Origin of the sequence: Roseivirga pacifica, assembly GCF_900111145.1 — a bacterium.
GTDB classification, from domain to species: Bacteria; Bacteroidota; Bacteroidia; order Cytophagales; family Cyclobacteriaceae; genus Roseivirga; species Roseivirga pacifica.
In genome coordinates this window covers 1,960,879-1,974,031 of the sequence record NZ_FOIR01000001.1, presented here as the reverse complement: position 1 = coordinate 1,974,031, position 13,153 = coordinate 1,960,879, and the positions used below count along the sequence as shown (strand labels likewise).

Below are 13,153 nucleotides of genomic sequence, written 5' to 3'. Positions count from 1 at the left end.
GTTCGTACCTGTTGGTGTAGTATTCACTAAGGCATTGCCTGCAGCGTCTGCAATATCTTGAACCCCAGAAAAGCTTAAAGTAACCGTAGCATTTAAACTTGCTAGATCTCCACCGGATGCAGTGACTCTGTACACATTTCCACTTGGATTGGTCACCGAGGTAACTGTTCCTGTAGTTCCTGATACGGAGAAGTCTGCTGTTCCTAAATTCGCAACCGCTTCATCAAAAGTTACATCCCATACTAGCTGATCTGCATTGGTAGGGGTCGTAGTTGGAGATTGACGAGCAATGCTTGTAACTCGTGGGGCTGTATTGTCAACCACAAAAGTATTGTTGTTCGTACCTGTTGGTGTGGTATTAACTAAGGCATTGCCTGCAGCGTCTGCAATATCTTGAACCCCAGCAAAGCTTAAGGTAACCGTAGCATTTAAACTTGCTAGATCTCCACCGGATGCTGTTACTCTGTACACATTCCCACTTGGATTAGTCACCGTGGTAACTGTTCCTGTAGTTCCTGATACGGAGAAGTCTGCTGTTCCTACATTCGCAACTACTTCATCAAAAGTCACATCCCATACTAGCTGATCTGCATTGGTAGGGGTCGTAGTTGGAGATTGACGAGCAATGCTTATTACTCGAGGGGCTGTATTGTCAACCACAAAAGTATTATCGTTCGTACCTGTTGGTGTAGTATTCACTAAGGCATTGCCTGCAGCGTCTGCAATATCTTGAGCACCAGCAAAGCTTAAAGTAACCGTAGCATTTAAACTTGCTAGATCTCCACCGGATGCAGTTACTCTGTACACATTCCCACTTGGATTGGTCACAGAAGTAACTGTTCCTGTAGTTCCTGATACGGAGAAGTCTGCTGTTCCTACATTCGCAACTACTTCATCAAAAGTTACATCCCATACTAGCTGATCTGCATTGGTAGGGGTCGTAGTTGGAGATTGACGAGCAATGCTTGTTACTGTTGGTGCAGCCTCATCATTCAAAGTGACTGTATTATTAGTAGTTTGATCTGCGACCCCAGTACGTCCGTTAATATCAAAAACCTCATTAGCTTGAAGGTCTACCTCAAGGGTTTCGCCTCCATCAGGAGTTCCTGTAACAGAGAAGAAAATTCTGATTGTTGTTTCACCTCCTGCTAGTGCTGAGGCAGAGCCTTCAGTAGCACTATCATTCTGTTTTACACTTGAGATAACAGGTACTGTTGCGGTACCATTAGAAATTTGTAGATCAAAATCCGCTGCAGTAAGACCACCGCCTCCACAGTTGTCTTCATAAACTCCTTCATTGAAGGTTACATCTATGTACGAATTGTCAGAGGCTAAGCTTACACCTGTTATGTATGGGTCCACCAAATCATTCAGTATTCTTGTATTATTGCTTTGTGTTGCTGCTGCGGCATTTCCTGCTGCATCAAATACTGAACTTCCATCGGCAAAGTTGATAGTTATCGTTTCTCCTCCATCAGCTACCCCAGTAGTCGTGAAATTCACTCTAATCATGCTCTCTCCACCTACTAGGTCAGAAGTTCCATTCAATTGTTTTAGACTCGTAACAACAGGCGTATGAGCAGTTCCACCAGAAATGGAGATATCTATATCTGAAACCTCCAGTGCTCCACTGCCTCCATTTGTGCTGTAAAGCCCTTCGTTGGCGAAAATCTCTATAAAGGAATTGCTATTGTGCAAGCCTAAGCTTGTTATTTGAGGCCCAGACGCATCATTGACTGCCCCAATACTTGCGGCTGCTTGTACAAAGTCTGCATCGTCAGCATCAGTATCTGTACCGTTAGGAATTCTTTGAACAGATTCATCAGATCTGCTAGTCGCATCCCCACTAGGGGCTTCTCCTGCACCTCCTCCAAGTTGCAGTTGATCTACTATTGCTCCTCCTGGATCCTTCAACACAATAAGCACATCGTTATTCATTGCTGACCCACCGTCAGGATCACCTAGAATTAAATAATCTCCTGACTCTGAACCATTAAAGGTTCCAGAACCACTGCTAACATAATTCGAAACATCAAAGGCTCCTGTATTTGTTAAATCACCTGAAAAATCCGTTCCATCTGTTAACTCAATGGTCCACCCTGTAAAGTCTATTCCTGCACTCCTGATATACAGCTCAACCCACTCATCTGTACCAGCTGTCACGGTTGGACTCCCAGGGAATGTCCCATCAAAACCATTGGTGCTCCAATCTTGCTGAGGGTCAGTGACCACTTCATTGATCACAACATCAACTGTTTTGAAATTCAAGGTTGTAGCATCTGCTATTCCAACAAAATCGTTTCCAGCATCATCATCTAATGCCAATGCATCTATTTCTATATGATAGTTTGTTCCTTTTTTTAGGGTACCTGCAGGGTTTAAAGTAACCGTAGCACCAGACACACTAACCAATGTACCATTGGTAACATCTAACTGCTCAAAATTACCTACACCAGTTTCAACTATTGTAATGTTACCAGTGCCTACAGCCATATTATCGTCAAATGTAATGGTGAGATTCTGACTGAGTGTAACGTTGCTAGCTCCATCTGCAGGACTACTGCTTTGTATCGTTGGAGCGGTAACATCAGCTACGCTAAAATTGTAATCAGTATCATTTGTAACCCCAGCGAAACTATTCCCGCTAGCGTCATCTATAGCGTTGGCATCTATTCTAACAGAATAAGCATTTGTTTCAGTAAAACTATTCGTTGGATTGATGTATAATTTGTCATTTAAAATACCAAGAGCACCATTGACTGGGTTACTTGTAGCTGTTGCTGTTGCAATATCAAAGACTTCAAAGTTAGTTGAACCAGTAACATCGCGAATAGTGATATTACCCGTACCCGCTGCGATATTTTCACTAAAGTCGAGTACCAGATTATCGGCAGCTCCAACGTCTGTTGCACCATCTGCCGGAGTCGAGTTTACCCCATCAAAGATTGGGGCCGTATTATCGAAAGTAACATTGGTGATATTCACAGTCGTTGCTGAATTCCCAGCAGCATCTTGTCCATCGAAACTGATTGTGTAAATCGTTCCGGAGACCAGAGTTGGCGCATTGGTCAAAGCTGCTGAGGCTCTTGCCCCCGCATTTAGTTCAGACCCTGTAAGCGTTACTACATGTGGTGAACTGCCATCGGTTGTGCCACTGGTTCTTGTGAAGGTAACAGTACCTGAAGCAATAGCTTCAGATAAAGTGTAACCAACATTCGCAGTATTGACCGCACTACTTGAGCTTGGGCTTACCGAACTGAACGCTGGGGCAGTTCCATCATAAGTTAGGCTTAATGTATTCGAAACAGTATTGGCATTCCCAGCTCGATCAAATGCACTACCTGCGGCAACGGATACCTGTACGATTCCATTACCTGAAGGCGTAATACTTACGGTAAAGCTAGTACTGTCTGGAGAAGCGAAATCACCAGTTGTGCCATTCACCACGGTAATGTCATTCTCCTTCATATTATCCGCCTCAGAATTAAAGGTAATGGTTACGGGAATAGGATTATCATTGGTTGGATTACTGGATGTGGTAGAAATACTCACTGTAGGTGAAGTAGTATCGATAGTAATGCTTAAGGCAGATGAAGCAGAACTCGTATTTGCGGATGCGTCTGTTGCTGTTGCCGTAATGGTATGAGCACCAGCAGTCAAAGCACTCGTAGTTATTGAATAACTTCCACCCGTAGCAGTACCGCTACCTACTTCTCCATCGATATTCGATATTATTTTTACAGTAGCGCCAGATTCCGCTGTACCTTCAAAGGTTGGTGTGGTATTCTTGGTCAGGTTATCTGAAGTAGACCCTGCGGTATGCTCTTCGTTACCCGAATCTGTGGCAGTAGTCATATCTGGAGTACTAGGAGCTGCGGGGGCAGAATTGTCTACCACAAACGTATTATCATTAGTTCCTGTTGGCGTTGTATTAGAAAGGGCCGTACCAAAAGAATCGACAATATCTTGACCACCAGCAAAACCCAGTGTAACTGTTCCATTAAGAGAAGCTAAGTCTCCACCGGAAACTGTCACCCTGTACGTATTACCACTAGGATTAGTAACTGAAGATATTGTACCCGTTGTACCCGAAACCGTAAAATCTGCGGCACCAACATTACTAACAGCTTCATTAAATGTAACATCCCATACTAATAAATCTGCATTTGTAGGACTACTGCTAGGTGATTGTCTAACTATAGAATTTATTCTAGGAGGTGTAGCATCTTCATCTATTATAGTAATAGTCACCTGCTGAGTACCACTTTCAATAGCATTGGTAGGTGAACCCATATCTACTATTACTGTTTCACTCCCTTCTTCTATTCCATCATATTGAGAAGTAATTCTAATGCTGTCCATTGTTTCCCCTGGGGAAAGCTCAATTGAACTCCCCGTAATTGAATAATCTGTACCACCACCTGAAGCTGTCCCACTAAATGACAGTGGAATGGTAATAGTAGTCCCGGCAACGGCATCAATTTTCCCTCGAACATAAGCCTGTCCGCCACTCTCATCAGTCAGTGGATTATAAATTGAGAGGACCTCCAACGTAGCGTTTGGTTGGCTATCGTCATCAATTATAGTAAATGTTTGTTGTTGGGTGCCATTTTCCGTTCCATTCGTAACGGTCGAAATATCTATATCTACTTCTTCGTTTCCTTCATAGAGTGCATCAGGCACGTTGGTTAATACTATTGTATTTGTGGTATTACCGGCACCTATTGTAATTGATGTAGATGAGACAGAGTAATCTACCCCACTACCTGTTGCAGAACCTGAAAAGGCCAAGTTCACTACGGTATTTGCCCCGTAAGAATTAGACAAAGTGGCTGTAATACCATTTGCCGTAGTTAACGATTCTGACTTAGAAGAAGTGACCAAACTTAAGGTTACCGTTGGTACGGGTAACATGGTAAGCGTTGCAATATAGTTCCCAGTACTGTTATCGGTACCATCATTTACTTCGAATTGAAAAGATGATCCTGTTGAACCATTTTGAATGTACTGGAGGTTACCAGCGTCTAAGTCGGCCTTACTGATTTGTTGAGAAACCGAAACTGCCTCGCCACCATCGAAGACATCATCATTATCGGCATCCAAATATAAAGTACCATTTGCTGGTACAGATTCAATTAATACATGATCTAAAGGATCTGAATCACTGTCGTTATAGCCAAAATCATTAGTCGAAAAGGTGTAAGTAAGATTCTCTGATGGATTTGCAGTGAAAGCAGAGGCGGTTGGGGCATTGTTGGAGGCTACAGCTGCAGCAAGCAAAACATCATCTATTGCAAAATTTGCAGGTGCAGGTGTGTTCATCGTCATTCTAATCTCATCAATATTACCCCACCCTGATGAAGCCGAAATATCCCCTGAAGTAACCGTAAAGTTGGTAGTTCCCGCAGAAGATATGGTCTTAGTAATTGCACCTGAAACGGCACTACCATTATCATACCCTTGAACGGTTATATTCTGGGTTGTTCCTGTAGCCACTGCAAAAGCAAAGCTTGTAAGAGAAAAATTATTCGCAGCGTTATCCGACTTATATGAAAAGGAAGTAACGTTAGTTCCAGTGGCTGTCATAATTACTGCAAGGTCAGAACCACCTGAAATGCCTGAGACCGTATTATTCACCGTTATATTGACAATATTACCTGATGTTACAGCAGAAACCCCTAGACTATGGCCATCAATGTTTGTTGCACTAGGATTTGTGGAAGCCCCAGTAAGTAACCGAGCAGAGCCTGCCTCAAAGGTGATAGTCGAGCCTATGGTCTGAGCATTAACTTGCAAAAATGGCAACGTTTGAACAACCAAGACAAAAGTAAGCAAACCAATAAGCCTAACGGCACTTCTATGCCCTGTAAAGAGTATCTTTAAATAGCTATCCACAAAACCAATAGCGCCAATGCTAAGGTTGCTCAATTTGGACAAACAACGGCCTGAGCCATTTACCGCTAAAGAAAATGATTTTGCCATCATGACCTTTGGAATCAAGGCTGACCCAATGGTTTTCATGAAGCTCTTGTGGAGTCTATTAAAATCAATCATATGTTTTGGTGGTGAATGAGCATTATTTTTACAAACTAAAACCTGTAATTCATAAGAACAGGCAGCGCAACGATACGCTTAGTTTTATATTTCAATTAGCAATAAATATATAGTAGTTTTTTGTTCGAGAAAATAGCACCCTCTAAAACAAGTATTTATACCTGCTTAGTTTAAGTAAAAAAACTATGACATTAGTGTGATTTATAAAAAGCTCAGGACTCTCGGATAGCACAAGAAAAACTTTTAAATAATCTCAATTATCAACCTAGTTTAAGAGGCTATTCAGAATATATTTCTTTTGGCAATTTCAGTACCCGTGATGTAAAACGCAGGTTCTCTACTGAACTTTCATTTCTTTCCACCATAGACATATTTTATAAAAAGGCCATCAGTAAAAGATGGCCTTTTCTTGTTCTATGTCAAGCTAGATCAGATCAATTCCTCGAAGGGTAGATTCCAAACATACAAATTACCCAATGAATAGTAAGATAAGGTTGCATATTGTTATGAGACTGATTACCTCCTGTATTACCAACTGTTACACCCTGACCAGCAGGAATCGTAGCAACACCTGTACTTAAGGTCACATCGTTTCCTGCACTTCCATACATATTAGAAGGGGTAGCAGCAAAATTTACTTCTGTATTTCCCTTTGCAAGAAACAGTCCATCATCAGGAGTGTCTTCAGTTGCTTCTCCATCCTTTGCAGTTAAAGAAACAGACACCGGCATTTCATGAGTTGTAGCCGCTGAATGAAAATGATTCGGCAAATTCAAGATATTCAAAGTCACATCCTCAATACCACTTCTTGATCCCAGTTTGTGTGTACTTAACCCTGGTCCGGTACCGGCACTTATGGGTATTCTACCCCTTAAATCGGGTAACCCAAAAGTTGTCCTACCATCTCCGCCATAGGTTGTTCCCAAAATTGAAAACAGGGCTGTGTTCTGAGCAATAGCGATTAATTGACCCTCACAAAAAGCCCAAGCTCTCGGAGCAAAATTACCAGCAAACCCTCTTATTTCTCCAATAGTTCCTTCCATAATATTTAAAGTTATATTGAGAAATCAATTTCTAGATGGGAATAATCCGGCCATACAGATAATCCAATAAATTGTAAGGTAAGGCTGCATGTTTGTATGAGACTGACTACCTCCTGTATTTCCAACAGTTACACCCTGACCAGCAGGAATTTGACTGATTCCAGAACCTAGAACTACATTATTACCTACATCTCCATACATTTTAGTAGGAGTAGGAGCAAAGTTAACTTCTGTATTTCCCTTAGCAAGAGACAAACCTGCTGCTGGGGTCTCAGAAGTTGCATCTCCATCTTTAGCCATAACAGTTACTTGTGCTGTTATGGCCTGCGTTTGAGCCACATGATTGTGAGAAGGTATCTGAGTCTGCGTCAAAACCACGTACTCCTGACCAGACCTTTGCCCAAGCGGTCGAGGTGTTAGTCCCGGCCCCGTACCAGCACTAATTGGGGCACGCCCTCTTAAATCGGGTAAGGCAAAAGTGGTACGCCCATCTCCGCCATAAGTCGTTCCCAATAGGGAAAATAATGCTTGATTTTGAGCAATAGAGAGCAATTGCCCATTGCAAAACGCCCAGTTTCTAGGCGCAAAGTTTCCTCCGAAACCTCTTATTTCGGCTAAATATCCTTCCATGATGTTGTGAATGATTTGTTGTGTAAAATTAGATTTGTGTGTTTCATTTTATTGTGTGTGAGTAGTGTGATTTATCGAAATCGTTTTAAGTTAAGAAAAATATTCAAACGATTTCAACTTCCGTAAACTTATGTACTGATTTAAGAAGTAAACCGCTGCCCAGGCAAAAAGCCAAGGTTAAACAACTTGACACCAGACATATACCCCTCTGCAGTGTTAACCACCGTAATTCTTAAGTACTCATTATTTATACAGGCTACAACCACACCATAAACTACATCTGCATGTATTATTTGCCCTGGCCCAGATTCGATTCTTTGTTCTAGGCTAACCGGTGTAACTTCCAAAATTCGCATTTCTACTCCTGCTACAACTGTAAACGCACCACCATATTTCGGATTAGTAGCATTTATAAGATATTCTATTTCAGTTGCAGATTGTTCCCCCCATTTAATGGTCAAATCATCTTCAGTTGGCTTTTGATCAAAAGCTTTGTCTACACTTTTTAAAGTCAGAAACTCATTAGGTTGACTTTTTAGCAAGCTCAAAATCTTTTCAACCATAGAAGGAACCATCTCTCCCAAGCGCCTACTGTGCAAACCGTAGTTTTCCCCGGGGATTACTCGGAGTTCTTCTTTCAACAACACTGGCCCTTCATCTACTTGGTCACTCATTAAGTGTATGGTTACTCCACCAAGTTCTTCACTATTCTTAAGCTGCCAAAAAATAGGATCCGCTCCTTTATACTTGGGCAAAAGCCCGAAATGGAAATTGACAAACCTATTTGGTAGTACGCTAAGAAGAGATTCCGGTATTACCCATGGAAATGTAAGCACCCAAACAGTTTCAACATGATGCTCCTTTATAAACAAGGACAGTTCTTCAACCCAACTACTCCTTTCTAGTTGTAATATTTCCTCATGGGCTACACCTGCAGCATGTATTGAAGAAGCTAAAAGGTTTACGTGCTTTTTTAGCACTCCTACCCCAACCAAAAGGCCATCATCCTTTATTTTTTTTATGGCTGGAATTGAAAGTGTATTTGAATTAGTAAGTAATAGTACCTTCATTCTTAAACGGCCAAATAAGAGTTCATCCATACACTAGCTAGTGCATCTCTAGACTGTACAATATGTTCATTTTCGCTGATTGGCCCATCTATCTGCGCCAACTCCTTTGTCTCAACATTGTTTCCACTCACAACTTTATGACTAAGAATTGTAATTGCACTATTCAATTTAGGGACCTGAGTTGAATCATAACTTACAGAAGAATCTAGCCATTCAAGGTTCTTCTTTAACTCCTCAACGTTTAGTTTACCATTATTTTCTACTAAAACTCTCCCAATTGCTTTGCCGCACTTATCCCCCATTGAGACAAACGTATTCTTCCATAAGGCATCGTTACTTAGTGCATTTTGAGTTGAAATCATTTCAAGCCCTGCCAAGTCATACTTTTCTGGTGCAAACAGAAATGGAAGTGCCACAATTTTAGTTTTACTGTTTAATCCTCTGGCATGAAACTCATCAATAAAAAGAGTAGCTTCTTCTCCACAAAATAGCGGAAACACAAAATCATAAGCTCCTATATCTATACTATCAAAAGCTTCTTTTACTTCAGACAACTTGCCTGGCTGAGGCAGCTGAAGGAGCTTAAGGTCGTGATCAAAATTTTGATCGACCGACATTAAACCTAGTTGAAAGCAGTTTAAAAAAGCATATCCTGAGTCGAACATGGCTCCTAAAACAAGCCCTTTCTTACCCAGGTTTTGAGCTGCATATTGCCCCATGGCAAAGCAGTGCTGCCATAGGTGGGTTGAGTTAACCAATACGTTATCACCATAACCTTTGGTAGGTATTAAGTGCTCTCCAAGGTTATTCATAATGAAAGGGATATTTCGCTTTTCGAACCGATCTACCAAGCCTTCAATAGCTTTTGGAGTTACTAATCCAGCAACAAGGTCAACATCGTGGTACCCAAAAAAATCGTCCAGCGCTTTTTCTATCAACACTGGGCTTCCTTGTCCAACAGTTTCGGTTAATATTTCAGGTTCAAATTCAGTTTCGGCCAGTTCTGCTTTAAGTGCTTTTTTAAGCGCTCTATCAAACTGTTTGCCCATTGGCATAATACCAGAGTTAGGGATCAGTATCCCAATTGTAATTTCTTCCATAATCATTTTAGGTGTGATTTGCTGGTTCTACTAAAGTTCGGCCCACATACGAATTAAGTTGCTGTAAACCTGCTGAAGCACCAGCCTAGTTTCCTTATGCTCCGCTTGCCCCATTTGATCAAGTACTTGGTTGATCTGGTCTATGATTTCACGTTGACCCGGATTGCGAATAGCGCACTGCATCCAAGTAACAACGGCCATCCTTTTACCATTGGTAACCGGCAATACCTGATGCAGCCTAGTTGTTGGATAGATAACAGCCGAGCCAGCAGCAGGCTTAAATAGCTTTATACCCGCCTCTGTAATCACTTCCAATTCGCCTCCTTCATAACTCTCTGGAGGCGAAAGAAAAAGCGTCATCCCCACATCCGTTCTAATCGTAAACTGTGTGCCCATCAATGGACTATCCACATGAGTTCCGTAGTGCATTCCAGGTTCATAAAGACTGACCAAGGGTGGCAGTATTACTTTAGGGAGTATGGCCGACTGAATTCTTTTATTGCGAGAAATGGCCTGAGATACAATTTGCGCAATTTGCTGTGCCTGAAAATTGCTTTCTGCACTTATCTGCTTGTTTTGCTTAACTCCTGCCGCGGCATCCGAAGCCGTTGACTTACCATCTGAAAAACCAGCTTGATTAATGAGATTTAATATGGCAGACAATTCTTGAGCATTTAATAGCTCATCTATCTGCAGATAGTTTCCAGAATTTAATTGCATTGTATGTGTGCGTTGAGATTTCTGTTGTGAGTTTAAGCATTGTTAATCGATTTGAAAAACTTAGCACCAATAATTGCTTAAGAATTATAAATATTGATTATGCTACAATTAAGGCTTGCTGCTTAAAGCTAAAATAAATAGTTTGCCACAAGACTGTTAAAAAAATGGACACTACACACAAAGAATCTCTTGTTGAGAAAGCTAAAGCTTATCAACAAAAAGGCGACCTTGCCAATGCAGAAATATTTTTTAGCGAAGCATTAAGTAATGACCCAAATTCAGTAGAAGCACTTTCCAACCTTGGCATGCTTTACCTAATGAAGGGCAATGCCCAACAAGCAATAGATAGTTGGCAAAAAGCACTTAGCTTAGATCCTGAAAACCTTGAAAGCTTAAGTAATCTTGGCTTTATATGCACACAAATTCAAGACTTTCAGAACGCCCTTATCTATTTAGAAAAAGCAAGTAAAGTAGCTCCTGAAAGAGACGACATAGGTCTTCAAATTGCGCAGATCAAAACACATTTTGGTCAATACGATGAGGCTAAAGGTATATTAAAGCCCTTTTTATATAGTGAACCTCTGAGTCAGAACAGCTACCTTATGATGGCACAGTTAGAGCTTTTGACGAACAATTCAGCCGGGGCCAAATCAACTTTAGAGCAACTCTTAAAAAAAGACCCCAATCTGGTAGAAGCAATGATCAACCTAGCTTCAATTCTAGAAACAGAAGGCAAAGCAGAAGACGCTCATAACTACTTAACACAAGCAGCCCAAAAAGCCCCTTTTCATTTTCAAGCCAACCTAGAATTAGGACGTTTTTTGGGGCAAAATGGACAAGCAGAGGAAGGCTTGACTTATTTAAAAAAGGCCGTTCAAATCCAACCAGGCGACTGGGGAATTCATGTTCACCTTGGAAACACGTATCAAGAAATTGGTGATTTCGATAACACTGTTAATTCATATAAAAAAGCACTAAGCATAAACCCTAATGATTTAGGCACTAGGCAAAACCTTAGCCGCGTCATGTCTCGTTTTGTACCACCATGGCATTTAAAAATGTTGGCTGATCACGAACGAAACGATGCGTTTGAGCAAGCCATTGAAAAAGCTATTAAAGCAGAATCAGTAGCGTTAGACATTGGAACAGGTTCTGGATTATTGGCCATGATGGCTGCCAAGCATGGAGCGCAAAAAGTATATGCCTGTGAACAGTCAAAATATATTGCTGAAGCTGCAAAGGAAAATATAGGCAAAAATGGGTACACTGAAAAAATTCAACTATTTCAAGCAAAATCCACACAACTCACAGCCAACGAGCTTGATTCAAAACCAAATATTATTGTAGCCGAAATATTTGACTCTGGCCTGCTGGGTGAACATGCCGTTCCATCATTCCGCCATGCATTGGAAAGCCTATGTGAGGAAGGAACAAAGGTAATACCTAAGGCTGCTGAGGTAAAAGGTAAACTTTTACATGCCCCAAAGTCAAGCTCAGTAAATCCTATCACTAAAATCTCAGGGTTCGATCTTTCAGGGTTCGACCAGTTTAGAGTGCCAGAAGAATATATCACTCAAAATCTTTCGGAAGTAACCCATGAATTCTGTTCAGATGAATTTAAAATTCTTGATGTAGACTTCGAAAATCTTTGGCCTGCCATGGCACCTAACCAATGCCGTAGGTTTGATATTTCAGTTGAAATAAACTCTTCAGACCCAATTCATGGTGTCGCATTTTGGTTTACGCTTTTTATGGATGATAGCATTACGCTAAGCAGTGCTCCTGGGCGAAAAGACAACCATTGGGGGCAAGCAGTATCCTTCTTTAATCAGCCTATAATTGGAAGTTCGGGCAAAAAACTGAAAGTAACAGTAAATTACACTGATACAAAAATTTGGTTTGAAGACCCGCAACTCGTTTAGTCATGAGCGGTAAACTACCTTTTAATCCACCGCAGCTAAGTCAGTTTATGGATGCTTGTTGGGTAGAAAGCTACTTCACGAAAGATGAAGTAGAACTAATACTTAAGGCCTATGAGAGTAAAGTAAAGTCCGCTGCTCAAGTGGCCGATGAGGGATTAGACATGCCTGATTTAAGAAAATCCACTGTGACTTTTTTAGAACCCGATGACGCTGAATATGCTCCTTTTATTCATAAGCTTGCTCAGTTAGCCATTCAGGTGAATCAGCAACGATATGCCTTTGATTTATCAGGCATATATGAGCCACTGCAAATAGCCCAATACGATTCGGATGACTTCTTTGATTGGCACACAGACTTCAGTAATGGCCAAGCTTCAACAAGAAAACTTAGTTTGAGCGTTCAATTGTCTGAGCCTTCATCATATGAAGGTGGAGATTTACAATTCAAGGTAAATACAAATGAAATAAACGCTCCAAAGAGTCTGGGTACCGTGGTAATTTTCCCTTCATTCATTCAACACAGAGTTACCCCAATTACTTCAGGAATTAGGAAGTCATTGGTTGCATGGATAACAGGCCCTCATTTTAAATAGAAAAGTTAAACAAAAGGGCTA

At 41.2% G+C, this 13,153-nt stretch carries 8 protein-coding genes; 2 read left to right on the top strand and 6 right to left on the bottom strand.

All coding sequences use genetic code 11. The features are described from left to right. The 6 genes from BMW98_RS08985 to BMW98_RS08960 form a co-directional block, all read right to left on the bottom strand. Nucleotides 1-5,985: beta strand repeat-containing protein (locus tag BMW98_RS08985; protein ID WP_170836511.1), on the bottom strand; the 5,985-nt coding region annotated here is incomplete at its 3' end. 503 nt (nucleotides 5,986-6,488) lie between these two features. Further along, complete coding sequence (locus BMW98_RS08980; protein WP_222843610.1) at nucleotides 6,489-7,097, bottom strand: phage tail protein; 609 nt, start codon at nucleotides 7,095-7,097, stop codon at nucleotides 6,489-6,491. A gap of 24 nt (nucleotides 7,098-7,121) precedes the next feature. Further along, the gene (locus BMW98_RS08975; protein ID WP_090258158.1) at nucleotides 7,122-7,727 is read right to left on the bottom strand and encodes a phage tail protein; all 606 of its coding nucleotides are present in this window, start codon (nucleotides 7,725-7,727) and stop codon (nucleotides 7,122-7,124) included. A gap of 140 nt (nucleotides 7,728-7,867) precedes the next feature. Further along, entirely contained in the window at nucleotides 7,868-8,797 is a 930-nt protein-coding gene (locus BMW98_RS08970) for a methionyl-tRNA formyltransferase (protein WP_162844707.1), read from the bottom strand. A gap of 2 nt (nucleotides 8,798-8,799) precedes the next feature. Continuing rightward, a complete protein-coding gene (locus BMW98_RS08965) occupies nucleotides 8,800-9,897 on the bottom strand; it encodes a type 1 periplasmic-binding domain-containing protein (RefSeq protein WP_139177466.1) in 1,098 nt (365 codons plus the stop codon). 30 nt (nucleotides 9,898-9,927) lie between these two features. Then, entirely contained in the window at nucleotides 9,928-10,617 is a 690-nt protein-coding gene (locus BMW98_RS08960) for a Fe2+-dependent dioxygenase (protein ID WP_090258155.1), read from the bottom strand. A gap of 164 nt (nucleotides 10,618-10,781) precedes the next feature. On the opposite strand from BMW98_RS08960, the gene BMW98_RS08955 reads away from it, so the two are divergent. After that, nucleotides 10,782-12,539 (top strand): tetratricopeptide repeat protein, encoded by a 1,758-nt coding sequence (locus BMW98_RS08955; RefSeq protein ID WP_090258154.1) that lies wholly within the window; start codon nucleotides 10,782-10,784, stop codon nucleotides 12,537-12,539. Nucleotides 12,540-12,541: 2 nt separating this feature from the next. Further along, nucleotides 12,542-13,132 (top strand): 2OG-Fe(II) oxygenase, encoded by a 591-nt coding sequence (locus BMW98_RS08950; protein WP_090258153.1) that lies wholly within the window; start codon nucleotides 12,542-12,544, stop codon nucleotides 13,130-13,132. The last annotated feature ends 21 nt before the right edge of the window (nucleotides 13,133-13,153 follow it).